Origin of the sequence: Micromonospora olivasterospora, assembly GCF_007830265.1 — a bacterium.
GTDB lineage: Bacteria > Actinomycetota > Actinomycetes > Mycobacteriales > Micromonosporaceae > Micromonospora > Micromonospora olivasterospora.
In genome coordinates this window covers 3,977,919-4,004,093 of record NZ_VLKE01000001.1, presented here as the reverse complement: position 1 = coordinate 4,004,093, position 26,175 = coordinate 3,977,919, and the positions used below count along the sequence as shown (strand labels likewise).

At 76.4% G+C, this 26,175-nt stretch carries 24 protein-coding genes and 5 pseudogenes; 12 read left to right on the top strand and 17 right to left on the bottom strand.

Annotated elements, in window-relative coordinates; all coding sequences use genetic code 11:
• Nucleotides 1-48 precede the first annotated feature (48 nt).
• Together JD77_RS18530 and JD77_RS18525 are read right to left on the bottom strand one after the other, a co-directional pair.
• Nucleotides 49-456 carry a hypothetical protein gene (locus tag JD77_RS18530; protein ID WP_145775473.1) on the bottom strand — a complete coding sequence of 136 codons (408 nt, stop codon included), beginning with the start codon at nucleotides 454-456 and terminating at the stop codon, nucleotides 49-51.
• Between the two features lie 2 nt (nucleotides 457-458).
• Nucleotides 459-1,256 carry a GNAT family N-acetyltransferase gene (locus tag JD77_RS18525; protein ID WP_145775472.1) on the bottom strand — a complete coding sequence of 266 codons (798 nt, stop codon included), beginning with the start codon at nucleotides 1,254-1,256 and terminating at the stop codon, nucleotides 459-461.
• A gap of 41 nt (nucleotides 1,257-1,297) precedes the next feature.
• On the opposite strand from JD77_RS18525, the gene JD77_RS18520 reads away from it, so the two are divergent.
• From JD77_RS18520 to JD77_RS18510, 3 genes and pseudogenes are all read left to right on the top strand, one after another.
• A complete protein-coding gene (locus JD77_RS18520; protein ID WP_145775471.1) occupies nucleotides 1,298-1,690 on the top strand; it encodes a YidH family protein in 393 nt (130 codons plus the stop codon).
• Nucleotides 1,687-1,986 (top strand): DUF202 domain-containing protein, encoded by a 300-nt coding sequence (locus JD77_RS18515; protein ID WP_145775470.1) that lies wholly within the window; start codon nucleotides 1,687-1,689, stop codon nucleotides 1,984-1,986. The genes JD77_RS18520 and JD77_RS18515 overlap by 4 nt, the downstream gene beginning before the upstream one ends.
• 27 nt (nucleotides 1,987-2,013) lie before the next feature.
• A pseudogene (locus JD77_RS18510) lies at nucleotides 2,014-2,432 on the top strand (PLD nuclease N-terminal domain-containing protein).
• Between the two features lie 13 nt (nucleotides 2,433-2,445).
• On the opposite strand, the pseudogene JD77_RS18505 reads toward JD77_RS18510, so the two are convergent.
• Nucleotides 2,446-4,067 (bottom strand): annotated as a pseudogene (locus JD77_RS18505) (acetolactate synthase).
• Between the two features lie 80 nt (nucleotides 4,068-4,147).
• Nucleotides 4,148-4,921 carry an enoyl-CoA hydratase/isomerase family protein gene (locus JD77_RS18500; protein WP_145775469.1) on the bottom strand — a complete coding sequence of 258 codons (774 nt, stop codon included), beginning with the start codon at nucleotides 4,919-4,921 and terminating at the stop codon, nucleotides 4,148-4,150.
• Between the two features lie 97 nt (nucleotides 4,922-5,018).
• Here JD77_RS18500 and JD77_RS18495 point away from each other — a divergent pair, with 97 nt between their 5' ends.
• The gene (locus JD77_RS18495; RefSeq protein ID WP_145775468.1) at nucleotides 5,019-5,543 is read left to right on the top strand and encodes a DUF6232 family protein; all 525 of its coding nucleotides are present in this window, start codon (nucleotides 5,019-5,021) and stop codon (nucleotides 5,541-5,543) included.
• A 316-nt stretch (nucleotides 5,544-5,859) separates the two neighbouring features.
• The gene (locus JD77_RS18490) at nucleotides 5,860-6,342 is read left to right on the top strand and encodes a DUF6232 family protein (RefSeq protein ID WP_145775467.1); all 483 of its coding nucleotides are present in this window, start codon (nucleotides 5,860-5,862) and stop codon (nucleotides 6,340-6,342) included.
• A gap of 107 nt (nucleotides 6,343-6,449) precedes the next feature.
• Here JD77_RS18490 and JD77_RS18485 read toward each other — a convergent pair.
• Nucleotides 6,450-7,209: pseudogene (locus JD77_RS18485) on the bottom strand (PfkB family carbohydrate kinase).
• 10 nt (nucleotides 7,210-7,219) lie between these two features.
• Nucleotides 7,220-8,062, bottom strand: a complete 843-nt coding sequence (locus JD77_RS18480; protein WP_145775466.1) for an ABC transporter ATP-binding protein — start codon at nucleotides 8,060-8,062, stop codon at nucleotides 7,220-7,222.
• A gap of 132 nt (nucleotides 8,063-8,194) precedes the next feature.
• On the opposite strand from JD77_RS18480, the gene JD77_RS18475 reads away from it, so the two are divergent.
• The gene (locus JD77_RS18475) at nucleotides 8,195-9,217 is read left to right on the top strand and encodes an ABC transporter ATP-binding protein (protein ID WP_145775465.1); all 1,023 of its coding nucleotides are present in this window, start codon (nucleotides 8,195-8,197) and stop codon (nucleotides 9,215-9,217) included.
• The gene (locus JD77_RS18470; protein WP_145775464.1) at nucleotides 9,214-10,221 is read left to right on the top strand and encodes an ABC transporter permease subunit; all 1,008 of its coding nucleotides are present in this window, start codon (nucleotides 9,214-9,216) and stop codon (nucleotides 10,219-10,221) included. Before JD77_RS18475 ends, JD77_RS18470 begins: the two co-directional genes overlap by 4 nt.
• Nucleotides 10,222-10,314: 93 nt before the next feature.
• Here JD77_RS18470 and JD77_RS18465 read toward each other — a convergent pair whose 3' ends face one another.
• Nucleotides 10,315-11,490: an ROK family transcriptional regulator gene (locus tag JD77_RS18465; RefSeq protein ID WP_145775463.1), complete on the bottom strand. Its 1,176-nt coding sequence runs from the start codon at nucleotides 11,488-11,490 to the stop codon at nucleotides 10,315-10,317.
• A gap of 168 nt (nucleotides 11,491-11,658) precedes the next feature.
• On the opposite strand from JD77_RS18465, the gene JD77_RS18460 reads away from it, so the two are divergent.
• Nucleotides 11,659-13,110 carry a glycoside hydrolase family 3 N-terminal domain-containing protein gene (locus JD77_RS18460; protein ID WP_145775462.1) on the top strand — a complete coding sequence of 484 codons (1,452 nt, stop codon included), beginning with the start codon at nucleotides 11,659-11,661 and terminating at the stop codon, nucleotides 13,108-13,110.
• A 267-nt stretch (nucleotides 13,111-13,377) separates the two neighbouring features.
• Here JD77_RS18460 and JD77_RS18455 read toward each other — a convergent pair whose 3' ends face one another.
• The 4 genes and pseudogenes from JD77_RS18455 to JD77_RS18440 form a co-directional block, all read right to left on the bottom strand.
• Nucleotides 13,378-14,040 carry a GNAT family N-acetyltransferase gene (locus tag JD77_RS18455; RefSeq protein ID WP_211372601.1) on the bottom strand — a complete coding sequence of 221 codons (663 nt, stop codon included), beginning with the start codon at nucleotides 14,038-14,040 and terminating at the stop codon, nucleotides 13,378-13,380.
• A gap of 110 nt (nucleotides 14,041-14,150) precedes the next feature.
• Nucleotides 14,151-14,810 (bottom strand): class I SAM-dependent methyltransferase, encoded by a 660-nt coding sequence (locus JD77_RS18450; RefSeq protein ID WP_246140749.1) that lies wholly within the window; start codon nucleotides 14,808-14,810, stop codon nucleotides 14,151-14,153.
• Nucleotides 14,807-15,531: pseudogene (locus JD77_RS18445) on the bottom strand (TIGR04282 family arsenosugar biosynthesis glycosyltransferase). Before JD77_RS18445 ends, JD77_RS18450 begins: the two are co-directional and overlap by 4 nt.
• 71 nt (nucleotides 15,532-15,602) lie before the next feature.
• Nucleotides 15,603-16,259, bottom strand: a pseudogene (locus tag JD77_RS18440) (glycosyltransferase family 2 protein); the annotation flags it as partial.
• Between the two features lie 148 nt (nucleotides 16,260-16,407).
• On the opposite strand from JD77_RS18440, the gene JD77_RS18435 reads away from it, so the two are divergent.
• Nucleotides 16,408-17,793, top strand: a complete 1,386-nt coding sequence (locus JD77_RS18435) for a hypothetical protein (RefSeq protein ID WP_170286477.1) — start codon at nucleotides 16,408-16,410, stop codon at nucleotides 17,791-17,793.
• Here the strand turns inward: JD77_RS18435 and JD77_RS18430 are convergent.
• Nucleotides 17,765-18,865, bottom strand: coding sequence for an NAD-dependent epimerase/dehydratase family protein (locus JD77_RS18430; protein ID WP_145775459.1), 1,101 nt, complete (start codon nucleotides 18,863-18,865; stop codon nucleotides 17,765-17,767). The genes JD77_RS18435 and JD77_RS18430 overlap by 29 nt on opposite strands.
• 232 nt (nucleotides 18,866-19,097) lie before the next feature.
• On the opposite strand from JD77_RS18430, the gene JD77_RS18425 reads away from it, so the two are divergent.
• On the top strand, nucleotides 19,098-19,289 hold the full coding sequence (locus JD77_RS18425) for a DNA repair protein (protein WP_145775458.1): 192 nt from the start codon (nucleotides 19,098-19,100) through the stop codon (nucleotides 19,287-19,289).
• Between the two features lie 43 nt (nucleotides 19,290-19,332).
• Here the strand turns inward: JD77_RS18425 and orn are convergent, their stop codons facing one another.
• A complete protein-coding gene (gene orn / locus JD77_RS18420) occupies nucleotides 19,333-19,929 on the bottom strand; it encodes an oligoribonuclease (RefSeq protein ID WP_145775457.1) in 597 nt (198 codons plus the stop codon).
• A gap of 67 nt (nucleotides 19,930-19,996) precedes the next feature.
• Between orn and JD77_RS18415 the strand changes: the two genes are divergently transcribed.
• The gene (locus JD77_RS18415; protein ID WP_145775456.1) at nucleotides 19,997-21,304 is read left to right on the top strand and encodes a glycosyltransferase 87 family protein; all 1,308 of its coding nucleotides are present in this window, start codon (nucleotides 19,997-19,999) and stop codon (nucleotides 21,302-21,304) included.
• A gap of 179 nt (nucleotides 21,305-21,483) precedes the next feature.
• On the opposite strand, the gene JD77_RS18410 is transcribed toward JD77_RS18415, so the two are convergent.
• From JD77_RS18410 to JD77_RS18395, 4 genes are all read right to left on the bottom strand, one after another.
• Nucleotides 21,484-22,080: a hypothetical protein gene (locus tag JD77_RS18410; protein WP_211372600.1), complete on the bottom strand. Its 597-nt coding sequence runs from the start codon at nucleotides 22,078-22,080 to the stop codon at nucleotides 21,484-21,486.
• Nucleotides 22,081-22,318: 238 nt separating this feature from the next.
• On the bottom strand, nucleotides 22,319-23,059 hold the full coding sequence (locus JD77_RS18405; protein WP_145775455.1) for a YcnI family copper-binding membrane protein: 741 nt from the start codon (nucleotides 23,057-23,059) through the stop codon (nucleotides 22,319-22,321).
• 16 nt (nucleotides 23,060-23,075) lie between these two features.
• Nucleotides 23,076-24,749, bottom strand: coding sequence for a copper resistance CopC/CopD family protein (locus JD77_RS18400; RefSeq protein WP_211372599.1), 1,674 nt, complete (start codon nucleotides 24,747-24,749; stop codon nucleotides 23,076-23,078).
• 34 nt (nucleotides 24,750-24,783) lie between these two features.
• Complete coding sequence (locus JD77_RS18395) at nucleotides 24,784-25,428, bottom strand: zf-HC2 domain-containing protein (RefSeq protein ID WP_170286476.1); 645 nt, start codon at nucleotides 25,426-25,428, stop codon at nucleotides 24,784-24,786.
• A 107-nt stretch (nucleotides 25,429-25,535) separates the two neighbouring features.
• Between JD77_RS18395 and JD77_RS18390 the strand changes: the two genes are divergently transcribed.
• Nucleotides 25,536-26,147: a sigma-70 family RNA polymerase sigma factor gene (locus tag JD77_RS18390; protein ID WP_344750438.1), complete on the top strand. Its 612-nt coding sequence runs from the start codon at nucleotides 25,536-25,538 to the stop codon at nucleotides 26,145-26,147.
• Nucleotides 26,148-26,175 lie beyond the last annotated feature (28 nt).

The following is a 26,175-nucleotide window of genomic DNA, read 5'->3' as shown; positions in this document are numbered from 1 at the left end:
GGGTGACACAACTCACCGCCCGTCCGCGGCCCGGTGAGGAGGCGCCCGTCACGCCGACTCGGCCAGCGCGTCCCTGATCCGGTCGATCACCTGCGCCTCGACGGGCGCCACGCCCCGGTCCGCCCGGGCCACCCGCTCGGCGGCGGCGAGCACCAGCGACCGGTAGCCCGCCACGTCACCCGACGCCTTCTCCCGCAGGATCGCCACCGCCCGGCGCAGCGCCGGCAGCACCACCGACTCGATGTCCAGCACCGAGTCCCGGGGCAGCTCGGGCAGCGGGCCGGTGGTGAGGGCCTTCTTCAATTCGCCGCTCGCCTCCGACATCACGTCGGACGCGGCGAAGCTCTCCCGGATCAGGGCGAACATGCCGGGTTCGGCGTTCGAGACCAGGAAGACCGCGCCGAACGCGCCCGTCTTCAGGGTGAGTCGCTCCTCGTCCGTCAGCCACTGCTCCATGGTCACGGAGTGTAGATGTACGGGGTGGTGGTGGTGACCGCTACGAGCCCGAGCCGCTCCAGGATCGGCCGGCTGTCCGGCGAGCAGTCGACCTGGATCAGCGTCTTCCCGCGCTGCTGGGCCAGCCGCGCCCGGTACGCCACCAGCGCCCGGTAGATGCCCCGGCCGCGCCACTCCGGCAGCGTGGAGCCGCCCCAGAGCGTGGCGAAGCCGGTGCCCCTGACGTACCGCACCCAGCCGGCGCAGACCACCGTGTCCCCCGCCTCGGCCACCACCACCGTGATCGACTGCGGGTCGGCCTCGATCTCCCTCGCCAGCCCCGTCACCAGGTGGCTCCGGTCCTCGTGCCAGACCGCCTCCTCCATGGCGGCGATCCGCTCCAGGTCGGCGCGGGCGGTGACCTCATGCAGGCGTACCCCGTCGGGCAGGACCGGGACGGCGGCGGCCAGCGCCGCGACCGGGCCCACCACCACGGTCTCCAGGTCCTCGGGCACGAACCCCGCCGCGCGCAGCCGGTCGCCCAGGTCGGCCGGCTCGTCGTGGCCGTTGAGCTTCCACTCCACCGACTCGCCCCGCGCACGGAAGAACTCCACCTGCCGGGCGATCAGCTCGTCGAGCTCCGCCCCGGCCAACCCGCCCAGGTCCCGGTACGTGAGGAAGCCCCCGTGGTCCAACCCGAGGACGCGGACCAGGGGGCCGTCCCGCTCGACGGTCACCCCGGGCGGCGGCGGGTCGGGGATCTCCGGGCGGATCTGGGTGTCGTACGCGTCCCGCAGCGCGCGGGGGTCAAGATCGGTCATCCCCTCAGACTAGGCATCGGGCAAAGCGGATAATCGGCGGCGTGTGGGAGGCGATCAGACGGTGGTTCGACCCGCGGGAGCTGCGGTCGGTGGGCAGCAGGCCCGACTACCGGTTCTCCCTGGCCAACGAGCGCACCTTCCTCGCCTGGCTGCGTACCGGCCTGGCGCTGGTCGGCGGCGGGCTGGCCGCCGCCCAGTTCCTGCCCCCGCTGCCGCTGGCGCACCTGCGCGAGGTGATCGCCGTCGCGCTGCTGCTGCTCGGGGGCACGGTCGCGGTACGGGCCGTCGACCACTGGGCCCGCACGGAGCGGGCCATCCGGCTCGGCGAGGAGCTGCCGGCGTCCCGCTTTCCGGCCGTGCTCGCCCTCGCCGTCGGGTTGGGCGCGCTGCTGCTGGTGGTCGCGGTGCTCGCCGGAACGGTCGGCCGCCGGTGACCGGCGACCCGGGACTGCAACCGGAGCGGACCCGGCTGGCCTGGCGGCGTACGCTGCTCGCGCTCACCGCGGTCACCGTGCTGACCGTCCGGCAGGCGCTGACCGGGGGCCTGGCCGGGGCGCTGCTGGCCGGCGCGGCGCTGCTCGGTTGGGCGGCCACGCTGGCGCTGTGCTGGCCGCGGGCCACCGGCTCGGGCCCCGTCCGCGCCACCTCGCGGACCATGCCGGTGATCGCCCTGGCCGCGGTCGGTCACGCGGCGCTGGGCGTGCTGCTGGCGTTGCGCGGGGTGTGGTGACCGGCCTCCGTACGCCATGATGGGCGCATGGCCCGGCTGTACGTCCTGTTGTTCCTCGTCCAGATCGTCCTCGCGGTCGCCGCGCTGATCAGTTGCCTGTCCGCGGAGGAGGATCGGATCCGGGCGCTGCCCCGGATCGCGTGGGTGCTGATCATCCTGATCTTCCCGCTGCTCGGCTCGATCGCGTGGTTCCTGGCGGGACGGGAGCCCGACCCGGCGGGGCCCCGTACGCCCCGGCCCACCGGGGCGCCCCGGCCCGGCGCGACCGGCGCCGGCCCGTCGCCCCGGACGACGACCCGGAGTTCCTCGAGTCCCTCGCCGACCGCTCCCGGAGGCAGGACCAGGAGCTGTTCCGCCGCTGGGAGGAGGACCTGCGCCGGCGCGAGGACGACCTGCGCCGCCGGGAGGGCGACCCGCCGCGCGAGGACCACCGCCCCGAGGTGTGAGCCGGTGGCCGGGTCAGGCCAGGTTGGACGAGCGCGGGTACGCGTCGGCGGGGTCGGTCAGCACGTTGACCAGGTACGGCACGCCGGAGGCGAACGCCCGCTCCAGGGCCGGGCCGAGGTCCCCGGCCTTCTCGACGATCTCGCCGGCGCCGCCGAGGGCCTCGACGACCTTGTCGTAGCGCAGCCCGGGCTGGAGGTCGGCCGCGACGTCGTAGCCGTACATGGCCCGCATCGGGTGCTTCTCCAGGCCCCAGATGCCGTTGTTGCCGACCACGATCACCACCGGCAGTTGCTGCCGGACCAGGGACTCGACGTCCATCAGCGAGAACCCCGCCGCGCCGTCGCCCATCAGCACGCACACCTGCCGGTCGGGGTGGCTGACCCGGGCCCCCATCGCGTAGCCCATGCCGGTGCCGAGGCAGCCGTACGGGCCGGGGTCGAGCCAGGTGCCGGGCTGCGCCGGCTCCAGGTACTTCCCCGCGTACGAGACGAAGTCGCCGCCGTCGCCGATCGTGATGGCGTCCGGGGCGAGGACCCTGCGCAGCTCGCCGTAGACCCGGGCCGGGCGGATCGGGTCGGTCTCGGCGGCCATCTCCTCGGCGTCGCGCGCCTTCGCGGCGTCCTCGGCCGTACGCAGCCGCGCGACCCAGTCGGCGTGGTCGGCCAGGTCGCCGCGGTGGTCCGCGAACGCGGTGAGGATCAGCCGCAGGTCGCCGGCCGGGGCGGCGACAGGCTGGACGTGGGTGGCGCGCTGGCTGGGCGCGTCCACGACGTGCACCACCTGCGCGTCGCCGAAGTCGCCGAACGAGAGCCGGAAGTCCAGCGGAGTGCCGACCACCGCGACGACGTCCGCGTTCTTCAGGGCGACCCGGCGGGCCTTGGCGAACGCGAGCGGGTGCTCCCGGGCAGCGCGCCGCGGCCCATCCCGTTGGTGAAGACCGGCGCCCGCAGCGCCTCGGCGGCGGCCCGCAGGGCGTCGATGGCGTCGCCCGCGTACACGTCGGAGCCGGCGACGATGACCGGGCGGGCCGCGTTGGCGATGAGCCGGGCGGCCCTGGCCACCTCGTCGGGGTCGGCCTCGATCGGGGCGACCGGGGTCGCCGCCGGCAGGTCGGCGTCGCCGACGGAGAACACGGCCTCCAGCGGGAAGTCGAGGAAGACCGGGCCGCGGTGCGGGGTGCGGGCGGTGGTGAGCGCCGCGCTGACCGCGCGCGGCACGTCGTCGGCGCTGAACACCGTCTCGGCGTGCTTGGTGACCGGGGCGACCAGCGGCAGGTGGTCCATCTCCTGGAGGCTGCCGGAGCCCCAGCGGAACTGGGGCGCCCGGCCGCCGAGCACCAGCACGGGCGAGGCGTTGAAGTAGGCGCTGGTCAGCCCGGAGACGCCGTTGGTGACGCCGGGGCCGGCGGTGAGCACGGCGAGGCCGGGACGGCGCTGGAGCTTGGCGACCGCCTCGGCCGCGAAGACCGCGGACTGCTCGTGCCGGACGTCGTACAGCGGGAAGCCCGACTTGTGCGCGGCGTCGTAGAGCGGGAAGACGTGCCCGCCGGAGAGGGTGAACATTTCCCGTACGCCGTGCGCGCGCAGCGCCGCGAGCGCCAGCTCCCCGCCGTGACCTTCGACCCGCTGCGTCATCGCCGCTCCCCTCGTCGGTTGCCGGGCCCCGACGTTACCGGCCGGTCAAAAAACGTGAACGGCCTTCGATCTGCCGGTGGTCAGCGGCCGGTGAAGTCCGGCTTGCGCTTCTCCACGAAGGCGGCCATGCCCTCGCGCCGGTCGTCGGTGGCGAACAGCGCCGCGAAGAGCTGGCTCTCCCAGGCCAGGCCCGAGTTCAGGTCCATGTCCAGGCCGCCGTCGACCGCGAGCTTCGCCGCGCGCAGCGCCTGCACCGGGCCGGTCAGGTACGGCGTGACCAGCTCGACGGCCGTCGCGTACACCTCGGCGGCCGGCACCACCCGGTCGGCGAGGCCGATCCGCAGCGCCTCCTGGGCGTCCACCATCCGGCCCGACATGATCAGGTCCTTCGCGCGGGCGGGGCCGACGAGGCGGGCCAGCCGCTGGGTGCCGCCCGCCCCCGGGATGATGCCGAGCTTGATCTCGGGCTGGCCCAGCTTGGCGTCCTCGGCCACCACCCGCCAGTCGCAGGCCAGGGCCAGCTCGCAGCCGCCGCCGAGGGCGTACCCGGTGATCGCGGCGACGACCGGCTTGGGGATCCGGGCGAACGCGCCGAGCGCGCTGGACAGGTCGGCGGCCCGCGCCGCCATGTCCACGTAGGACATGTCGGCCATCTCCTTGATGTCCGCGCCGGCGGCGAAGACCTTCTCCCCGCCGTACACGATGACGGCGCGGACCTCGGGGTCGGCGGCGGCCTCGGTCGCGGCGGCGCGCAACTCCTCCTGCACCTGCTTGTTCAGCGCGTTCATCGGCGGCCGCTCCAGCCGGATGGTGCCGATGCCGTCCTTGGTCTCCAGCCGCACGAACTCGCTCACGCCGCCCTCACTTCCTCGTCGAAGTCGCGTGCCAACCATACGGCCCGCCTCGTTGGGGAAAGTAGTCTGGTGTTCGCCCCGTCACCGGGAGTCCAGCATGGTCACGTACTACGACGACAGGTCGGTGCAGGTCACCTCAGCCGCGCTGTGGGTGGGCGGCCGGACGTACCCGCTGGCCGAGATCAGCGGGGTCTGGCACCACCGGGGCAGCCGCTCCTGGCGCGTGCTCGCCGGCCGGGGCGCGATCGGCGCGGCGCTGGCCGGCCCGCTCGTGGCCGCCGGGCTCGGGGTGGCGCTGGCGCTGTGGCTGCACCGCTCGGCGACGGTGACCATCGCCGTCGTCGGGGCGTCGGTGCTGGTCGGGCTCGCCGTCGGGCCGGTGGCCGACTTCCTCTTCGAGCACCTGGACCGCTCGTACGCCCGGGGCAGCCGGCAGTTGGAGCTCTGGGTCCGCTGGCGCGGGCGGCCGGTGCGGCTGCTGTGCACGGGCGACGCGCTGCGCTTCGGCCAGATCTACCGGGCCGTGCAGCGGGCGGTGGAGGCGGGCCCCCCGCCGACCCGCCGGCCGCGGAACGCGATCGGCTCCTCGGGCGGCATCGCCAGGCCCCGCAGCAGGCCGTAGCGGTCCGGAGGGACCGACGACGTCGGCGGCCAGGTCGGCCAGGGGCCCTTCGCGGCGGGGTGCCCGACCCCGCCCCGTGCGACTGTGGAGCTGCCCGCACAGACGGGGCACGCCCTGACCGCTGGTCGCACACCGCTGGACCCCGCCTGCGCCGATGTCGGCGGCCGTCCACCGGTACGCCAGGTGGAGGCCGTCCGTGCTTCGTCGCTGGCACCTGGGCGCACAGCCGGGGCAGCTCCACAGCGCCCCGCTGCGACTACCTGGGGCCGGGCAGTCCGCGAGCGCGCAACCGGGGCGCGGCCGGTTAGGCTTAGTGATGACCCTCTATTACCGGGACGACGCGGTGCAGGTGACCTCCGAGTCGATCCGGGCGGGCGGCCAGGCCGTCCGAATCGCGGACGTCACGTACGTCTGGCACGCGCGCGGCCGCACCACACTCGCCGTACGGGGCCGGGTGCTGGGCCGGGGCGTGCTGGTGCTGCTGCTGTCGCTGCCCCCGCTGGTGGCCCTGGTCTGCGTGGTGTCGCTCGCCTGGTCGGCGCAGGACCGGGGCAACTGGACGCTGGCCCTGCTCGTGCTGGCCGCGTGCGCGGTCGGCGCGCTGGCCCTGGTCCCGTTCCTGGAGGTGCCGCTGGGCTGGCTCGACCGGTCGTACGAGCGGGGCAGCCGGGTGCACGAGCTGTGGGTGCAGCACCACGGCCGGGAGGAGATGCTGCTGCGCACGCCGGACGCCCTGCGGTTCGGGCAGATCTACCGGGCGGTGCAGCGCGCGGTGGAGCAGCACGGCGAGTACCGGTGATCCCGGCGCCGGGCGCCGCTGGCCGGCCCGACGCACACTGGACGGCATGGCCCGTCCGGCGAGAAGCTGGCCGACGACGCCGGCTGACCCGCGGCGGGCGCGGGCGGTCAGGCCGGCGGGACGTACAGCTCGTCGATCTCGGCCCGGCGGGGCAGCGCCACGGAGGCGCCGAGCCGGCGTACACGCCGCGCCGGCCGCCGCCGCCCAGCGCACGGCGTCGACCAGGTCCCGCCCCTCGCCCCAGGCGACGGCGAGCGCGGCGGTGAACGCGTCCCCGGCGGCCGTCGAGTCGACCACGTCCACCTTGACCGCCGGGACGTGCGCGGCCGCCGCGCCGCGCTCGACATACCACGCGCCGTCGCGGCCGAGGGTCAGCACCGCCCGGGGCGCCAGCGCGAGCAGCGCGGCGGGGTCCTCCCGGCCCTGCCCGGTGAGCGTCCGCGCCTCGGTCTCGTTCACCACCAGCAGGTCGACCGCGGCGAGCAGGTCGCCGGGCACCCGCCGGGCCGGCGAGGCGTTGAGGACCACCCGGGTGCCGGCGGCGCGGGCGGCGAGCGCCGCCTCGGTCACCGTCTCGACCGGGATCTCCAGCTGGGCGACCAGCACGTCCGCGGCGCGTACGACGGCCAGCTCGCCCTCGGTGAGGCCGGTGAAGGCGGCGTTCGCGCCCGGGGTCACCAGGACCACGTTCTCGCCCTCGGCGTTGACCATGACCAGGGCGAAGCCCGACGTCCCGTACACCACCCGGAGCTGGCTGGTGTCGACGCCGGCGGCGGCGATCCGGGCCTTGAGGGTGACCCCGAACGCGGCGGTGCCGACCAGGTCCATGTTCGCGCTGCCGGCCACGACCACCCGGGTCTGCCGCACCCCTGCCGCCTCAGGCGGCGCGGGCGGTCCAGCGGTCGCCGGAGCGCTCCACGATCAGCGGCAGACCGAAGGTCTTGGAGAGGTTGTCGGCGGTGAGGGTGTCGCGGAGCAGCCCCTGGGCGACCACCCCGCCCTCGCGCAGCAGCAGCGCGTGGGTGAAGCCCGGCGGGATCTCCTCGACGTGGTGGGTGACCAGGACCAGCGCGGGCGCGTCCGGGTCGTACGCCAGGTCGGCCAGCCGGGCCACCAGGTCCTCGCGTCCGCCCAGGTCGAGCCCCGCCGCCGGCTCGTCGAGCAGCAGCAGCTCGGGGTCCGTCATCAGCGCGCGGGCGATCTGGACGCGCTTGCGCTCCCCCTCGGACAGCGTGCCGTACGCCCGGTCGGCGAGGTGGCCGATGCCGAGCTGGCTGAGCAGGGCGCGGCCCCGGACCTCGTCGGTGCGGTCGTAGCTCTCCCGCCAGCGCCCCACCACCGACCAGGCGGCCGTGACGACGACGTCGCTGACCCGCTCCTCGGCGGGCAGGCGCTCGGCGAGCACGGCGGTGGACAGGCCGATGCGCGTGCGCAGCTCGTTGACGTCGGTGCGGCCGATCCGCTCGCCGAGCACGTGCGCGACACCGGTGGTCGGGTGCAGTCGGCCGGCGGCCAGGCTGAGCAGGGTGGTCTTGCCGGCGCCGTTGGGGCCGAGCACCACCCACCGCTCGTCCAGCTCGACCCGCCAGTCCACGTCGTGCAGCAGCGCGGTGCCGGACCGGCGTACGCCGACACCGTTCAGGCTGACCACCAGATCCGCGTCCACGGGTGCGGCGGCGGGTGCGGCGCCGACGGCGCCGGGGATCAGGTCACCAGTCACCCGCCCATCCAACCACGCACCGCCGCGCCGCCCCCCACGGGCGGCGTCCAGGTCATAGGGTGGGGCGCCGTGTCGTTGGTCACCGTTCGGGGGAAGGACTGGCATGCCGCATCGTGACCGGGGGCCTCTCCGGTGAGCGCGGTCATCGAGATCGAGGGGCTGCGCAAGACGTTCCACGGCCCGCACCGCAGCCGTCAGGTCGCCGTCGACGGCTTCGACCTGCTGGTCGGGCGGGGTGAGATCCACGGCTTCCTGGGGCCGAACGGTTCGGGCAAGACCACCACGCTGCGCGCCCTGCTCGGCCTGGTCCGCGCGGACGGCGGCCGGATGCGACTGTTCGGGGAGGACGTTCCCCGGCACCAGGCGCGGGTGGCGGGCCGGGTCGGCGCGATCGTGGAGACCCCGCAGTTCTTCGGCAACTTCACCGGGCACCGGACGCTACGACTGCTCGCCCTGGCCGGCGGGGTGCCGCCCCGCCGGGTGGACGAGGTGCTGGAGCAGGTCGGGCTGCGCGGCCGGGGCCAGGACCAGGTCAGGGGCTACTCGCTCGGCATGCGGCAGCGGCTCGCCGTGGCCTCGGCCCTGCTCAAGGAGCCCGAGCTGCTGATCCTCGACGAGCCGGCGAACGGGCTCGACCCGGCCGGCATCCGGGAGATGCGGGACCTGATGCGCGACCTGGCCGCCGCCGGGGTCACGGTGCTGCTCTCCAGTCACATCCTCGGCGAGATCCAGCTGATCTGCGACCACGTCACGATCATCTCCGCGGGCCGGCGCGTGGCCACGGGGCCGGTGGAGCAGGTGCTGGCCGGCCACGACCAGCACGAGTGGCGGGTCGGCGTCCCGGAGCCGGAGCGGGCGGCGGGCCTGCTGCGCCGCGCCGGGCTGGCGGTCGACGAGCACGCCGGGCACCTGGTCGTCGGCGGGGCGCCGGACGGGGGCGAGATCAGCCGCCTGCTCGGCGAGCAGGGGCTGTGGGTCCGCGAGCTGGTCCCGCTGCGCCCCGACCTGGAGAGCGTGTTCCTGGAGCTCACCGGGGACAGCCCCGACCCCGACCTGCCCCGGCAGGTGGACGGCGCGGCCCTGGCCGGCCCGGGCGGGGGCCCGCTCATCGACCTCGACGTGACCGTCGGCGGGACCCGGGAGGTGGGGGCGTGAACCTGGTACGGGCCGAGTTGGAGCGGCTGGCGGCCCGCCGCTTCGTCCAGCTCATGCTGGTGCTGCTGGTGCTGGCGTTCGCCGTGACCGCGATGACGACGCTGGTCAGCTCGCACCGGCCGTCGGCGGACGAGGTGGTCGCCGCCGGGCAGGCGGCGGCCGAGCAGCGGCAGGACCTGGAGAACGAGTACCGCCGGTGCGTGGCAGCCGTGCAGGGCGACCTGCCGCTCGAGGAGGCCGAGGAATACCCCGACGACTGCTCGGGGTTCGACCCGGCGCGGCGGGACCGGCTGCCGGTGGCCGCCGACCACCTCTCCGGGGTGTTCATGTTCGCCGACCAGGCCCGGCTGCTGCTGTACTTCCTGGTCGCGTTCCTGGTGCTCTTCGGCTTCCTCGTCGGCGCGTCGTACATCGGCGCGGACATCGCCACCGGCGGGGTGGTCAACCTGCTGATCTGGCGGCCCCGCCGGCTCGCCGTGCTCGGGGCCAAGCTGGGCACCCTGCTCGGCGCCCTGGCCCTGCTGACGGTGCTGGCGACGGCCGCGTACCTGGGGACGTTCTGGCTGATCGGGCAGACCGCCGGGCTGCCCGGGGCGACGGGCGGGGACTTCTGGCCGTCGCTGGGGGTGGTCTGGCTGCGCGGGCTGGTGCTGGTGCTGCTGGCCGCGACGATCGGCTTCGCCATCGCCACGCTGGGCCGGCGCACGGCGGCGGCGCTGGGCGCGGTGACGGCGTACGCGGTGGTGTGGGAGCTGGGCCTGCGGGTGGTGATGGAGGTGATCAACGCGCCCCGATCGGCGGACTGGATGCTCTCCACGTACCTGGACGCCTGGCTGACCGGGGAGGCCCGGCTGGCCGACGCCAGCCTCTGCCTGGGCGTGGAGGGCTACTGCGACGGCAACTACCAGCTCGGCTGGGGGGTCGGCCTGACCGTGCTGCTGGCGCTGGCCGGCGTGCTGACGGTCGCGGCGTTCGCCGCGTTCCGCCGCCGCGACCTGGTCTGAACCGCCGCGCCCGGGGCGTGGCAACTCCTTGCCGCATCCCGGGTGCTGGGTGAAGAATTCCTTCACATGGTGGGGAGCGGGGCGGGCGGGCGGTCAGCCCACCGTGCTGCCGAACACCTCGTCGCGCACCGCGTCGAGCGCGGTGCGCAGCGCGCCGCGCAGGATCGGCTCCTCGGTCAGCCCGGTCGGCACCACCCGGGGGCGGACGAGCGTGATCGCGGCCACCTCGTGCTGCACCCGCTCGGCCAGCGCCGCGCCGCCGGCCTGCCCCACCTCGCCGGCCAGCACCACCAGCGGCGGGTCGAGCACCACGCAGGTGCTCGCCACCCCGAGGGCCAACCGGCGGGCCAACTCGTCCAGCATCGGGGCGCCGGCGGTACCGGCGGCGATCGCCTTGCCCACCGCGTCGGCGGCGGAGGCGGCGCCGAAGCCGTGCTCCCGGGCCACGGCGAGCACCGCCTCGCCGCCCGCCAGCTGCTGGAAGGCGGGCTTGGCGCGTCGCGACACGTCCCGGGGGATCGGCACGCCGGGCACCGGGAGGTATCCGATCTCGCCGGCCGCGCCGCTGCTGCCGTGGTGCAGCCGGCCGCCCAGCACGATCGCCAGGCCGACGCCCACGCCCACCCAGACCAGCACGAAGTCGGTCAGCTCCCGGGCCGCGCCGGACTGCGCCTCGGCGACGGCGGCCAGGTTGACGTCGTTCTCGAAGACGACCGGGGTGTGCAGATCCTCGCGCAGCGCGGCGAGCAGCCCCCGGTGCCAGCGCGGCAGGTTGAACGCGAACGTGATGTCGCCGGTGCCCGGGTCCACCAGGCCGGGGGTGCCCAGCACCACCCGGCGCACGCCGGACAGTTCCACGCCCGCGCTGCTCGCGGCCCGGACCACGGCGTTGTGCACGACGCCGACCGGGTCGTCGGTGTCCCGGGTGGACTGTTCCACCCGGGCGACCACCTCGCCCGTGATGTCGGCGCAGGCCGCCACCACCCGCTCCGCGTCGACGTCCACCCCGACCACGTACGCGCTGCCCGGCCGGACGGCGTAGAGCTGGGCGTTCGGGCCCCGCCCGCCGGCCTGCTCGCCGACCCGCGCGACCAGGCCGCGCTCCTCCAGCCGCTCCACCAACTGGGAGGCGGTGACCTTGGACAGCCCGGTCAGCTCGCCGAGTCGGGCCCGGGTGAGCGGCCCGCGCTCGAGGAGCAGCTCCAGCGCCGCGCGGTCGTTGAGCGCCCGCAACAGGCGGGGGGTGCCGGGCAGCCGGGTCGCACTCATGCCACGTCCTCTATTTTCCGTAAACTTTCCTAACCCAAAAACCGACCTGTAGACGGGTGCCCGCAAGCGTAACGGCCACCCGGAAGCGGGGTACACGGACGACCGGGCAGCGGCCGGCGTCCCGCCGGTACGACGTTCGTGCCCTCGGGCACGAGGATGGGAGATCTCGTGGGGCTCGATCCAGGACTGCGCCGGCTCGCGCTGGGCACCCTGCTGGCCGCGTACCCGGGGCCGGTGCCGCCCGACTGGGCCGTCGACCTGGTGGGCCAGGGCCTGGCCGGGCACGTCCTGTTCGGCACGAACGTGCACGACCCGGCCCAGGTGGCGGCGAGCACCGCCGCGCTGCGCGCGGCCCGGGCCGACGTGCTGATCGCGATCGACGAGGAGGGCGGCGACGTCACCCGGCTCGCCCACGCCACCGGCAGCCCGTACCCGGGCAACGCCGCGCTCGGCGCCGTCGACGACGTGGCCCTGACCGAGCGGGTCTACACGGCGATCGGGGCCGAACTGGCCGTGCTGGGGATCACCGTCGACCTCGCGCCGACCGTCGACGTCAACACCGCCGACGAGAACCCGGTGATCGGCACCCGCTCGTTCGGCGCCGACCCGAAGCGGGTGGCCGCCCACTCCGCCGCCGCCGTCGCGGGCATCCAGTCGGTCGGGGTCGCCGCCTGCGCCAAGCACTTCCCCGGCCACGGCGCGACGATCGCCGACTCCCACCACGAACTGCCCACCGTCGACGTGCCGCCCGCGGTGCTGCGCCAACGCGACCTGCCCCCGTTCGCCGCCGTGATCGACGCCGGGGTGCGTTCGATCATGACGGCGCACATCCGGGTGCCGGCGCTGACCGGCGACGGCCCGGCCACGTTCAGCCGCGCCGTCCTGGTCGACCTGCTGCGCCGGGAGTACGGCTTCACCGGCACGGTCATCACCGACGCGCTGGAGATGAAGGGCGCGGCGCTGGCCGCCGGCGGCGTCGGCCCGGCCGCGGTCCGCGCGCTGGCCGCGGGGGCGGACCTGCTCTGCATCGGCGCGCAGGTCGACGCCGAGCTGGTCGAGCAGGTCGCCGCCGAGATCGTCGGCGCGCTCGGCGACGGCCGGCTGGACCGGGCCCGGGTGGAGGAGGCCGCCGACCGGGCCGCCGCGCTCGCCGCCTGGACCCGGGCCGCCGGCACGCCGCCGCCCACCGCGACCGACCTCGGGTACGCGGCAGCCCGGCGCGCCGTACGCGTGGAGGGCGACGTCGCCGGGCTGGACCGGCCCCTCGTGGTGCAGTTGCACGCCGCGTCCACCATCGCCGAGGGCCGGGTGCCGTGGGGTCTCGGCCCGCACCTGGCCGGGCTGGAGGAGATCCGGGTGGTGGCCGCCGAAACCGACCCGGAGACCCTGCGCGGGCTCGCCGGCTCCCGGCCGATCGTGCTGGTCGGCCGGCACCTGCACCGGCTGTCCGGCGGCGCCGAGCTGATCGACGCGCTGGCCGCCGCGCACCCGGTGACCGTGGTCGAGATGGGCTGGCCGGGCCGGTGGCGGCCCACCCGCGCCCGGGCCTTCGTCACCACGTACGGGGCCAGCCACGCCAACGGGCGGGCCGCCGCGGAGGCGCTCGGCCTCGCCGGCTGACCGCCCTCACCCCGGGCGGCCACACGCTGCGTGACCAAGCCCGGTCGGCCACCCGAGATCGCTCCCACGCAGGTCAAGTCCGCTTTTCGACACCGCCGACCGGCCCACCGCATCTTGCCCGGACCGTCTCCGATACGTAGCGTCATGGGCGGGACGTCGACCGACGCGAACGACCGATCGCCCCGCGGCGGGCCTGGGGGAAGGCTGCGGACCGTGGATCCGGCCCGGGATCCACGGTCCGCGCCCTGCCGCCGCCCCGGCGGCCCGTCAGGCCGGGTAGACGCCGTACGACCGCCAGCCCCGGTCGGGGAAGCCGGCCGCCTCCGCGACCCGGGCCGACGCCCCGTTGGCCGGGTCGTGCCGGTACGTCGGCACCGCGCCCTCGTCCAGCACCCGCCGGGCGGCCCGGGCGACCAGCCGGCGGGCCAGGCCCCGGCCCCGGGCCGCCGGGACGGTGCCCACGGCCAGTTCGTGCCCGTGGGCGTCGTGCCGCTTGATCGCCGCGCCGGCCAGGTAGGCGCCGTCGGCGTCCCGCACCACCAGCACCTCCTCGTCGAACAGGCGCAGCCAGGGTGGCAGCCCCGGCTCCGCGGGCGACACCCACTCCCCCACCTCGGGCAGCGGCGCCGGCGCGGTGGACCAGCGGAACACGTCGTCGGTGGGCGCCCAGCGGGGATGGCCGACGGCGGCAGGCAGGTCGGCGAGCAGCCGCCGGGGCGACCGGGCGGCCAGCGCGCGTACGGCCGGCACGTGGCGGGGCGCCACCGAAAGCACGGTGCTGTCGCCGACGCCGACCGCGATCGCCGGGCGGAGCCGGCCGTCCCAGGCGGGCAGCGCCCGCCGGTGCGAGCGCACGACGTGCAGCCCGGGGCCCGCCGGCCACTGCCCGAGCCAGGTCACCAGGTGCAGGTGCAGCCGCCGGTCGAGCACCGGTTCGCCTCCCTCCGCCCGCCGCTTCGCCCCGCCGGTGATGGTGCCATGTCGGCGACATGGCACCATCCGGGCCGCCCCGACCCCGCCATGTCACCGACATCGGCCGCTCACGGCCGGCTGAGTTCCACGAACCACCGGCCGTCGAGCGGCAGGACGGCCGCTACGGTGAGGCCGGCGGCCGCCGCCAGGGAGGGTGCCCACTCCACGCCGGCCCACGCCCAGCGGAACGACGCCCCCAGCCGCTCGCCGCCGGGCGAGCCCGAGGTGACTCTGGCGCCGCCCCGCCACAGCCCGGAGCCGGGCGGGGCGAACTCGACCAGCGTCGTCCCGCCCGGGCGCACCAGGCCGGCGCAGCGGCGCAGCAGGCGTACCGGGTCGCCGCCGATGCCGATGTTGCCGTCGACCAGCAGCGCATGCGCCCAGCGTCCCTCGGCGGGCAGCGGCCCGAACAGGTCCCGGCGCACCGCGACCGCGCCCCGGGCCCGGGCCAGCCGGACCGCCGCGGGCGAGACATCCACCCCGAGGGCCACCAGGCCGCGCCCGGCCAGCGCGGCGGCCAGGCGGCCGGGCCCACAGCCGAGGTCGATGGTGGGGCCGGCGCAGCGGTCCAGAACCCCGGCCAGCGCCGGCTCGGGGCCGCCGTGCCAGCGGCGCACCGGCAGCGGAACCCGCACGCCGTCCTCCGTCACCAGCCACCACCGGTCGGCCCCGGGCGGGCCGGCCAGCGCCGCCTCGAAGCCGCCGAGCAGCGCGGCCGGCCCGGTCACGGGACGTCGCTCGCGGCGAGGCTGGGCCCGGCCGCGGTCGCGCGGATCTGCGCGTACGGCGCCAGGCCGGCCGCGATCCGCCGGACCGCCCGGCCGAACCGCCCGTCGGGAACCTCCCCGGCCACGGCCAGCGCGGCGCCCCAGTCGTCGACGTCGGTGCGCACGGGCAGCGCCGCCACCCGCAGCCCCCGCGCCCGCAGGGCCGCCCGGGTCAGCCGCCCCGTCTCCGGGGTGGACGTCGGGACGTCGCGCAGGGCCACCGCCGCCCCGGGTCGCGCAGCCCGAGCGCCCACCAGCCGCCGTCGGCGGCGGGACCGAGCACCGCGTCCACCGTGGCCAGGCGGGCGGAGGCGGCGGCCAGTTCCGCCGGCCCCACCTGCGGGGTGTCCATGCCGATCTGGAGCACCGGCCGGCCGGGGAACGCGGCGGCGGCGTCGGCGTGCGCGTGCGCGAGCCGCTCCGCCAGCCCCGCCCCGCGCTGCGGCAGCACGCGCCAGCCGGCCAGCGCCGCCCGCAGTTCCGCGCCGCGTACGGCGCCGGCCAGCCGGCCCGCGAGGGCGAGCACCGGGACGACGTCCGGCGCCGCGCGCGCGGCGTCCAGGGTGTCCAGCAGCGCCGCCGCGGCGACCTCCGCCGCCTCGGCCGGCCGGACCGGCGGGCAGAGCCGGGTCTTCACCCGGCCCGGCACCGGGGCCTTGGCCAGCACCAGCAGCACGGTCACGGGGTCCCTCCCCCGCGCGCCGCCGCCCGGTCGCGGTCCGCGTCGGCGTCGTGGGGAGCCGGGGAGACGCCGGCGCGCAGCACGGCGGTCATGTCCCGGATCGCGCGCGCGGTGCCGCGTACCGAGCCGGAGACCTTGGACCGGGTGCCGGCGGCGCGGGGCCCGTACGGGATGTCCTGCTCGACGATCCGCCAGCCGGCGGCGGCGGCGCGCAGCAGCAGCTCCAGCGGATAGCCGAAGGCCCGGTCGACGATCCCCAGCTCCAGCAGCGCCGCCCGGCGGGCCACCCGGATCGGGCTCAGGTCGTGCACCGGCACGCCCCGGCGGCGCAGCCCGGCCGCGACGAGCGCGTTGCCGGCGCGGGCGTGCCAGGGCCAGGCGGTCACCGACACCGGCCGGCGGCGGCCGGCGACCAGGTCGGCCCGGCCCTCGCCCACCGAGGCGGCGAGCCGGGGCAGCACGCCCGGGTCGAACGAGCCGTCCGCGTCGAGCACGCAGACCAGCTCGGTGCGGGCCGCCAGCAGCCCGGCGTGCACCGCCGCGCCGTAGCCGCGCCGAGGCTCGCGCACCACCAGGGCGCCGTGCCGGGCGGCGACCTCGGGCGACCCGTCGGTCGAGCCGTTGTCCACCACCACCGCCCGGTAGCCGGGCGGCAGCCCGGTCAGCACGCCCGGCAGGGCGGCGGCCTCGTCCAGGCACGGCAGCACCACGTCGATCCAGCTGTCCACACCACCGGACGTTAGGCGGCCGGCCGCCTGGTCAGACCCCGTTCACCGGGTACGGAACCCGTACGCCGCAGCCGAATGTTACGAACCCCTGACGTACCGGTGGAACCGCGCACCGGCGGGCCGGCTGGGCCGTACCGTCACGCTCACCATGACCACCCACCCGCCCCGCACGGCCGCCGGGCGCCGCGCCGGCCACCCGCCGCGGGCCGCCGGGCGCGGTGGCCGCGACGCGACCGTGCTGGCCGTGGAGGCGGCGCTGCTCGGCGCGGCGGTCGCCGTCGGCGCGCTGCTCGACCGGCGCGGGGTCGACCTGCACGCGGACGCCGCCCCGCTCTACGCCAGCTGGCGGCCCCACGTCGGCTGGGGGACCGTGCCGGCGCTGCTGGTCGCCGCCGCCGTGGTCCGGTACGGCCCCGGCCTCGCCCGCCGCGCCCCGTGGCCCCGGCTGCTGGCGGGCGGCTACCTCGCCGCCCTGGCCTGGACGCTGAGCCTCGCCCTGGTGGACGGCTGGTCGGCCGGGTTCGCGGAGCGGCTCACGGTGCAGGCGGAGTACCTGCACGAGGTGCCGGGGGTGCGGGACGTCCCGGCCATGCTGGCCGGCTTCACCGGACGCATCCTCGACTTCCAGCCCGACTCGTGGTCGACGCACACCTCCGGGCACCCGCCGGGCGCACTGCTGCTCTTCGTCGCGCTGGACCGGGTCGGGCTGGGCGGCGGGACCGCCGCCGCGCTGGCCTGCGTGCTGGCCGGGGCGACCGTCAGCGTCTCGGTGCCGGCCGCCCTGCGCGCGCTCGGCCGCGAGGCCGCCGCCCGGGCGGCGCTGCCGTTCCTGGTGCTGCTGCCCGGCGCGGTCTGGGTCGGGGCGTCCGCCGACGGGATCTTCGCCGCCGTGCTGGCGGCCGGGTTGGCGCTGCTCGCCCGGCCGGGACGGCGGGCCGCGCTGCCGGCGGGACTGCTGCTCGGCCTCGCGCTGCACCTGTCGTACGGGCTGGTGCTGGCCGGCGTGCTCGCCCTGACCGTGGTCGCGCTGCGCCCGGCCGACCGGCGGGACGGGTGGGCCGACCGGTGGCGCGTCCTCGCGCTCGCCGGGGCGGGGGTCGCGGCGGTGACCGGGGCGTTCGTGGCCGCCGGATTCTGGTGGCTGGACGGATACCATCTGGTCGTCGAGCGCTACTACCAGGGTTGGGCGGCGGACCGCCCGTACGGCTACTGGATCTGGGCGAACCTGGCCGCGCTGCTGCTCTGCGCCGGCCCGGCGGCCGGCCCGGCGCTGGCCCGGGCGCTCGGCCCGGCGGTGCGCCGGTCGGCGGGCCGCGACCCGGCGGTGTGGCTGCCGGTGGCCGCCGCCGTGGCGGTGCTCGCCGCCGACCTGTCCGGGCTGTCCAAGGCGGAGGTGGAGCGGATCTGGCTGCCGTTCGCGGTGTGGCTGCTGGCCGCCGTCGCCCGGCTGCCGGCGGCCCACCACCGCTGGTGGCTGGCGGGCCAGGCGGCCACCGCGCTGGTGGTCAACCACCTGCTCTGGACGGTGTCCTGACCGGGCCACCCCCGCCCGCACCACGCGCCGGTTCGCGCAGCTCGGCGGTGGCGAACCCGGCGACGCCCTCGGCGAACCCGACCTGGGCCCGGTAGCCGAGCAGCGCGGCGGCCCGGGACGGATCGGCCACCACGTGCCGCACGTCGGCGGCCCGGGCCCCGCCGACCACCTCGGGCGTGGGGCCCGCCATCGCCGCGGCCAACTCCTCGGCCAGCTCGCCGATCGTGCGTGGCTCGCCGGAGCAGACGTTCACCGGGGTCAGCGGCTGCGGGGCCGGCGTGGTGAGCGCCAGCAGGTTGGCCCGGGCCACGTCGGTGACGTGTACGAAGTCGCGGCGCTGCCGGCCGTCCTCCAGCACCCGGGGCGGGCGCCCGCCGGCCAGGGCCGAGCGGAAGATCGAGGCGACGCCGGCGTACGGGGTGTCGCGGGGCATCCGGGGGCCGTACACGTTGTGGTAACGCAGCGCCCACACCTCCCCGCCGGTCTGGGCCGCCCACGCCCCGGCCAGGTGCTCCTGGGCGAGCTTCGTGGCCGCGTACGTGCTGCGCGGCTCCGCCGGGGCGTCCTCCGGCACCAGTCCCGGGATCAGGGTCGCGTCGCAGGCCGGGCAGGTCGGGTCGTACCGGCCGGCGGCGATGTCGGCGTCCCGGCGGCGTCCGGGCCGCACCACCCCGTGCGCGGCGCAGTGGTAGCGCCCCTCGCCGTAGACCACCATCGAGCTGGCCAGCACCAGCCGGCGCACCCCGGCGCGGTGCATCGCCGCGAGCAGCACGGCCGTGCCGAGGTCGTTGTGCCCGGCGTACGCCGGGGCGTCGGACGGGTCGAGGCCGTGGCCGACCATCGCCGCCTGGTGGCAGACCGCGTCCACGCCCGTCAGCAGCGCGTCCAGCAGCTCGGCGTCACGGACGTCGCCGCGGACCAGGCCGTGCCGGGCCGACCAGGGCGGCACCGCCGCGCCGTGCGCCTCGGGCAGCAGGGCGTCCAGCGCCACCATTTCGTGCCCGTGCCCGGCCAACAGGTCGGCGACGTGTGAGCCGATGAAGCCGGCCGCGCCGGTCAGCAGGATCCGCACCCGACCACCGTAGGCCGGTGGCGGCCCGCCCGGGCCCGGTCACGGGAAACCCGCGGGAGATCGGCCCCCGCCCCGGTGCCGGGACGGGCTGGTTGAGGGGCACGGCGAGCGGGTAAGCGTAAAGAACATCACCGATGGCCGGCTCGGCCGGTCGGCGACGGGAACCGGACGCATCCACGCCGCGTCATATCTATTTCCATACATAGACGACTTCTCTTGGGACGGTATGGTCATGCCCAATCTGCCCGATGACCGGTACCAGCAGGACAACCAGCGGCGCTGGCGGGACGCCGGAGGGTTCCCCGCGCAGCCGCCGTACCGGGAGGCCCGCGTCCCGCGCGGGACGGAGGCGACGCTGTCCTGGGCGCAGCTGGACCGGCAGCCGGCCGGCGCCGCCAGCCGGCACGGCCTCAACGCCCGCTGACCCCGCGGGTGACGCCGCCCGCCCCTTTTCCGGCAGGCCCGGATCAGAGCTGGGCGGCGATCGCCTTGGCGCTGTCGACGTCCGGGCCGGGCAGCGGTACGAAAATCGTCCGCCGGTAGTACTCCAACTCGCGGATGCTCTCCCGGATGTCGGCCAGCGCCCGGTGGGCCAGCCCCTTCTGCGGCTGGCCGAAGTACACGCGGGGGTACCAGCGGCGGCAGAGCTCCTTGATCGAGGAGACGTCGATCATCCGGTAGTGCAGGTGCGCGTCGAGGCGCGGCATGTCCCGGGTGATGAAGCCCCGGTCGGTGGCGATCGAGTTGCCGCACAGCGGCGCCGTCCGTGGGTCCTTGACGTACGTGGTGACGTAGTCGAGCACCATGTCCTCGGCCTCGGCCAGGGTGACCGTCGAGCGCCGGACCTCCTCGGTCAGCCCGGACTTGGCGTGCATGGTCCGGACGATCTCCGGCATCCCCTCCAGCGCCGCCTCGTCCGCCCGGATCACCACGTCCACGCCGTCGCCGAGGACGTTGAGGTCGGGGTCGGTAACGAGCGCGGCGACCTCGATCAGGGCGTCCCTGCGGAGGTCCAACCCGGTCATCTCACAGTCGATCCAGACGAGAAGATCAGCCACCGCCACAGACTACGCGCAGCCCACGCCACGTGCCTCGGCGCCGTAGGCGGGCGAGACCGCTACTGTTTCCCCCGTGCCAGCTGAACGGATCGCGCCACCGCCCGTCGCCACCGACGAGGCGGGCGGCCGGAGGGTCCGCCGGCTGGTCACGGTGCTGGCGCTGGCCGCCGTACTGCCCGCGCTCTACCTGCCCGGGCTGGTGCACGACTTCTTCGACCTGAAGATCTACATGCGGGCGATGGACTGGTGGGCCGCCGGTCACCCCCTCTACGACTACGTGCAGCCGGACCGGGTGCAGGGCGCGCTCTACTTCACGTACCCGCCGCTGAGCGCCCTGCTGCTGTCCCCGTTCGCGCTGCTGCCGCTGGGCCTCACCGTCGCCGTCTTCACCGCGCTGACCGTGGCGGGGGTGGTGGCGACCACGCGCTGGCTGGTCGACCCGGTCGTCGCCCGGCGCGGCCTGCCCCGGCTGTTCACCCTGACCGTGGCGGTGCTGCTCGTCCTCGCTGTGGAGAGCACCCGGGAGACGATCACGTTCGGCCAGATCAACATGCTGCTGGTCGTGCTGATCCTGGCCGACCTGCTCTTCGCCGTACCGCGGGGGCGGCGCTGGGCGGGAGTGGGCGTGGGGCTGGCCACGGCCCTGAAGCTCTACCCCGGCATCTTCGTCGTGTACCTGCTGGCCACCCGGCGGTGGCGGGAGGCGGGGGTGGCGTCGGTGACGGCCGCCGCGGCGACCCTGCTCGCCGCGGCGGTCGCGCCCTCCGACTCGTGGCGGTTCTGGACCCACGAACTGTGGGCCACCGACCGGGTCGGGCGCACCGACTACACCGGCAACCAGTCGCTGTTCGGCCTGCTCAGCCGGTTCACCGCCCCGGCGGAGCCGAACCGGGCGCTCTGGCTGGCGCTGGTCGGCGTGGTCGCCGCGTACGGGCTGTGGCGGGCCGCGCGCGCCGCCCGCTCCGGTGACGCGCTCACCGGCCTGGCCCTGACGGGGCTGGTCGGCGGGCTGGTCAGCCCGATCACCTGGACCCACCACATCTACTGGTTCGTCCCGGCGGTGGTGGCGCTCGCCGACGGGGCGCTCGGCGCGGACCCGACCACCCCGGGCGGGGCCCGGCGGCGCCGCCGGCTGACCGGGCTGGCGGTGGTCGTGAGCGCGGTGATCATCTACGGGGTCGTGTCGTTCCAGGACTGGGGGGTGGCCCCGGTGCACACCGACTCACCAGGGGAGTTCCTGGTCCGCAACGCGTACGTGCTGCTGAGCCTGGCGCTGCTGGTGGCCCTGCCGGTCGCGCCGGCGCGCCGCCCCGCTCCCGGGCCCTCCCGGCGCACCCCGCGACCCCAAAAATCGCACCAACTGGACAGACCTGCCGAGTAACGCGGTTTCCGGCTAATCTGTCACGTAACTCGGGCATTCCCCGTAGCACCGATCCCCCGGTGAGGCGGCCCTTCGCGTCGGCAGCGCGGAGGGCCGCTCGCCGTCGCGCGACAATCCCGCCGGCCGGGCCGGTGTCGGGGGCCGGATCGGGCCGGTACCGGGGGCCGGATCGGGCCGGGTCAGGAGCGCTGGCGGGCGCGGACGCCGCCGGGCGCGGCCGGGCGGATGCGCCGGGTCTCGATCCGCACCGGCGGGACGGTCTTCTCCGGCGTCAGCGGCGGCCAGGCCGGCGGGGTGCGCGCGGGGGCGGCGGCCAGGTCGGCGAGGGTGGCCGGGCGGCGCGCCGGCGCCGGCCCGAGGGCCGGCCGGGGCCGGACGGCCGGGGCGCCCACCTCCGCGAGCTGCGGTTCCGCGGCGAGCGCCGGCGCGGGTTCCGGACGGGCGCCGAGCCCGCTGAGCGAGGCCACCCCGAGCCGGTCGGCGAGCACGGGGACCTGGTCGGGCTCGACCACGAAGACCACCTCACGGGGGCGCACCGGGCGGAGCAGAAGCAGCACGGCGGCGGCCACCAGCAGGGCGCCGAGGCCGACCAGGGTCCACGCGGCCACCGGGAGCCAGTCGGCGTCCGGCCGCACCCGCAGGTCCAGGGCCCCGAGCCGGGCGGCGACGCCGCCCGCACCGTCGCCGGCGGCGAGGCCGAGCGCACCGCCGGCCAGCAACGCCGGGATTCCGATGGTCAACAGGAGCATGCCGGCGAGCGCGCGAGCGAACCGCATCCGTGTCGTTCCCTTCCGTGGCCGAGTACCCGGACGACCTTACCGAGGCAAAAGGCACAATCGCCCGATAACACCAGCAACGGCATACATTGGCACCCGGAAACACCCCGGCCCGCCGGCGATGCCGGCGGGCCGGGGCGAGCGGACCTCAACATCCGCGCAGATTCACGGGAAACGGACCCCTCGGCGGCGCTCAAGCCCCCGCTCTCCGGGCATCTGCGCGCAGGGTGGCGGCAGGTCAGGACGCGGCGGTCGGGGGCGTGGTGCGGCGGGTACGGGCGAACGCGAGGCCGCCGAGGACCAGGCCGGCCAGGCCGGCGACCAGGCCCGCGACGCCGAGCGCCGTGCCCGCGCCGCCGGCGGAGTCGTCATCACCGTCGTCGGACGTCGCGGCGACGGGAGCGGCGGCCGGCGCGGACGCCCCGGCCGACGGGGTGGCCGCGGTCAGCGTGAGCACCGGCGCCGGCTTCTCCGGCTCCTCGCCGCCCGGCGTCGGCTCCTCGATCCAGCGCACCACGCTGCCGTCGGAGTACGTCTGGAGCGCCTTGAACACCATCGTGTCGACCTGCGGCAGCGGCCCCATCGAGACCGGGAACTCCTGGAACTGCCCCGGCTTGATCGCCGCGTCCCCGGTCGCCGTCCAGGTCAGCTTCGACACGGCCTCGGCGACCTGGCTGCCGTGCACCTCCACCGGCGGGTCCACCTTGCGCTTCTCCACCGCCACCGTCCAGCCGGGCACCGGCATGGTGGACACCGAGCCGACCGGCGCGTTCTCCGGCAGCACGACCTCCACCTTCGTCGTGGACGCGGAGTCGCTCTCGTTCGGCACCCGGAACGCGAACCGGCTGTAGCCGCCCTGGGTCGCCTCCTTCGGGTTGACGGAGACGTGCGCGGCGGCGGGCGCGGCCACGCCGAGCACCACGGCGGCGACCGCCCCCAGGGCGAGCGCGGCGGCTGCGGGACGACGGGAACGGAGCATGTGCGACTGCCTCTCTCTAACGGATGGGCACGGTGGCGCTCACCGTGGCCTGGTCGATGTCCGAGGTCCGGACCGTGAAGCGGAGCTGCCAGTCCCCCGCGGCGGGCAGGTTGACGTCCCCGTACGCGTGGGTGTCGGTCAGGGCCAGCAGCGGGATCTCGATCGGCTCGATCCCGGCCGACGGCAACGCGGCGGTGGCCTTCCACTCCACCACCGGCTGCGGCCGGTTGTCCTTGGTGTACGCGTACAGGTGCACCGTGTTGTTGCCCCGCTCGGCCGGGTCCAGTTCCACCTGTAGCGAATAGAGGGGGCTGGACAGGGTGGCGGTGAAGTAGCCCGCGCCCGGGCCGGCCACGTCGGAGGCGGCGGTGCGCGCCGGGGTGGTCTGCACCAGGGTCGCCGTGACGCCGAGCACCACGGCGGTGATCGCCACCTCCACCCAGACCGCCCGGCGCACGGCCCGGGGCTGCCGCGCGGTGTCGGCCCGGCGCGTCAGCGCCCGGGAGTACGCGGCGACCGCCAGCACCAGGGCGAACAGCCCGATCTTGGCCAGCACCAGCCGGCCGTACGTGGTCTCGACCAGCGCGGCGGGGGTGGCCACCTCGATCAGGGCCTGCACGGTGCCGGCCAGCAGCAGCGCCGCCACGGCCAGGGCGGCCCACCGGGACCAGACCGGCAGGATCGCCGTCAGCTCGCGCTCGTCGGCGCGGCGCAGCAGGAAGCCCCCGAGCATCACCAGGCCGCCGAGCCAGACCGCCATGGCGCCCAGATGCACCGCGTCGACCACCACCGACACCGCCGGGGCGGGGGAGGCGGCCGGGTGCCCGGCCAGCGGCCAGGTGACCAGCGCCGCGCCGCCGAGGATCGCCAGGATCACCGCGTCCGTGCGGCCCACCGGGCCGGCGAACAGCGGCCGCAGCAGGAACGCCGCCGCCGCGAGCAGGCCCAGCCGGACCAGGTGCGCGGTCCCGTACGGGCTGCCGAGCACCGCGCCCAGGCCCGTCCCGCCGATGTCGAGCAGCCCGCCCCCGGCTGTGTACGGCACCTGCAGCCACAGCTCGGCGACCGTGGCGAACGCCAGCACGCCCAGCCCCGCCCACGCCAGCCGGGCCGGGCCCCGCCGGGACAGCCGGCGCGGCCAGAGCGCGCCGAGCACCAGCGCCGGGCCGACGAGCAGCAGCAGGCCGGCGTACCCGAGATACTTGGCGACCTTGACCGCGTTCTCCACCACCGGGTCGGCCCGGTTGTCCGTGCCGGTGTCGGCTGGCGGCGTCGACGGGGCGCCCACCGAGTACGTGAACGCGCCCGAGACCGGGTGGCTGTCGGCCGAGATCACCCGGTAGCTGACCAGGTACGTCCCGCGCCCGGCGGACGGGTCCACCGGCACGGTCACCACCGTCCCCGAGAAGGACGGTTCCCCCCGGTCGGCCCGCGCGCCGTCCGGGGCGATCACCCGGATCTTCCCGGGCACCTTCCGCACCGGCTCGCTGAACGTCAGCACCACCGCGCCGGGTGCGCTCGGCACCACCGCCGAGGCGGACGGACTGCTGCTCACCAGCACCGCGTGGGCGCTCGCCGGGGTGGCCGGGGCGAGCAGCAGGCCGAGGAGGGTGACCAGCAGGCCGGCGAGCACGCCAACCCGGGCGAGCCGGCGGCGGGGCCGGAGATCAGCGACAGTCATGCCGGCCATGCTCGCCCACGTGCCGGTCGATCGGCGAGCCCACTCACCCGCGGCCCGCCGCCACCGCCGTCGTCAGCGGCCGGTCCGGCTCGCCGCTGACCCGCCCCAGCGCCCACAGCAGCCCGGCCTGGACCACGGCCGCCAGGTGCCCGACCTCGTGTACCAGGGCGGTGGTGGAGTTGACGATGTCCAGCGCGCTGGTCGCGGCCAGGCAGACCGCCAGCACCAGGGCGACCGGCAGGAACGCCCGGGCCCGCTCGGGCCGCCACGCGGCCAGCGCGAAGCCGACGGCCAGCGCCACGTCGAACGAGGCCATCTCCCGGCTGGTGTGCGGATCCACGCCCACCCCCAGCCCGGCGAGCAGGATCGGTAGCGCGACGGCAAGCTGGGCGATCGCCGCCACCGCCACCGCCACCCGCAGCACCTGCCGCCGCGCGCGGGCCGCCGCCGAGGTCGCGCCCACGGCCGAGGCCCGGTCGGCGGCCACCGCCGCCAGCACGGAGGCGGTCAGGTCCGGCACCTGGACCGCGCGCACCCGGGTGAGCCGGGTCACCTGCTCGGCCCGGGCCAGCCAGGACCGGCAACCCGGGCAGCCCTCGGTGTGCGCGTCCAGCGCCGCCGGCGGCGCCCCCGGGTCCTCGCCGTCCAGCCGCGCCGACAGCGCCGCGCGTACGTCGTCGCATGTCATGAGCGGGTAGTCGGCGGGGACCGAGGAAAAGTTCCCCCGAGTGGGCCATGCCATGGAAGGGCGGAAGGACCTCCCCGGCCCTCGGGGGCCGCGTAACCTGGACTGTCGTGATCCCCGCCCCGCGCGATCGTACCGCCGCCGGCAACGCCGACGCGGTGCCCGGCGCTGGGCCGGAGGCGGCGACCGACGCCCGGGAGGCGGCCACCGCCTGGGCGCTGGCCGCCCGCGACGGGGACCCCGTCGCCCAGGCCGCCTTCGTCCGGGCCACCCAGGCCGAGGTATGGCGGTTCGCCGCGGCGCTCGTCGACCCGGACAGCGCGGACGACCTCACCCAGGAGACGTACCTGCGGGCGTTCCGGGCGCTGCCCGCGTTCGAGGGGCGCTCCAGCGCCCGCACGTGGCTGCTCGGCATCGCCCGCCGGGCCTGCGCCGACCACCTGCGCACCGTGGTCCGCCGCCGCCGGCTCACCGAGCGGCTGACCGCCGAGGCGCACACCGGCCGCCCGTACCCCGACCCCGCCGGGCAGTTCGGCGCCGCCGACCTGGTACGCCGGCTCCCCGCCGAGCGGCGCGGGGCGTTCGTGCTCACCCAGCTGCTCGGCCTGTCGTACGCGGAGGCCGCCGCCGTGGAGGGGGTGCCGGTGGGCACGATCCGCTCCCGGGTGGCCCGGGCCCGCGACGACCTGGTCGAGGCGGTCGGCGACGCCCTTGCCGGATGAGCGGGAACTTCCGGCGGGGGCAGGGCGA

What these genes read in the sequence shown, in the direction of transcription:
- JD77_RS18530 (WP_145775473.1), bottom strand. Translation starts at nt 456, where the DNA reads ATGGAGCAGTGGCTGACGGACGAGGAGCGACTCACCCTGAAGACGGGC.
- JD77_RS18525 (WP_145775472.1), bottom strand. Translation starts at nt 1,256, where the DNA reads ATGACCGATCTTGACCCCCGCGCGCTGCGGGACGCGTACGACACCCAG.
- JD77_RS18495 (WP_145775468.1), top strand. Translation starts at nt 5,019, where the DNA reads ATGGTCACGTACTACGACGACAGGTCGGTGCAGGTCACCTCAGCCGCG.
- JD77_RS18490 (WP_145775467.1), top strand. Translation starts at nt 5,860, where the DNA reads ATGACCCTCTATTACCGGGACGACGCGGTGCAGGTGACCTCCGAGTCG.
- JD77_RS18465 (WP_145775463.1), bottom strand. Translation starts at nt 11,490, where the DNA reads ATGAGTGCGACCCGGCTGCCCGGCACCCCCCGCCTGTTGCGGGCGCTC.
- JD77_RS18435 (WP_170286477.1), top strand. Translation starts at nt 16,408, where the DNA reads ATGACCACCCACCCGCCCCGCACGGCCGCCGGGCGCCGCGCCGGCCAC.
- JD77_RS18425 (WP_145775458.1), top strand. Translation starts at nt 19,098, where the DNA reads ATGCCCAATCTGCCCGATGACCGGTACCAGCAGGACAACCAGCGGCGC.
- JD77_RS18410 (WP_211372600.1), bottom strand. Translation starts at nt 22,080, where the DNA reads ATGCGGTTCGCTCGCGCGCTCGCCGGCATGCTCCTGTTGACCATCGGA.
- JD77_RS18405 (WP_145775455.1), bottom strand. Translation starts at nt 23,059, where the DNA reads ATGCTCCGTTCCCGTCGTCCCGCAGCCGCCGCGCTCGCCCTGGGGGCG.
- JD77_RS18400 (WP_211372599.1), bottom strand. Translation starts at nt 24,749, where the DNA reads ATGGCCGGCATGACTGTCGCTGATCTCCGGCCCCGCCGCCGGCTCGCC.
- JD77_RS18395 (WP_170286476.1), bottom strand. Translation starts at nt 25,428, where the DNA reads ATGACATGCGACGACGTACGCGCGGCGCTGTCGGCGCGGCTGGACGGC.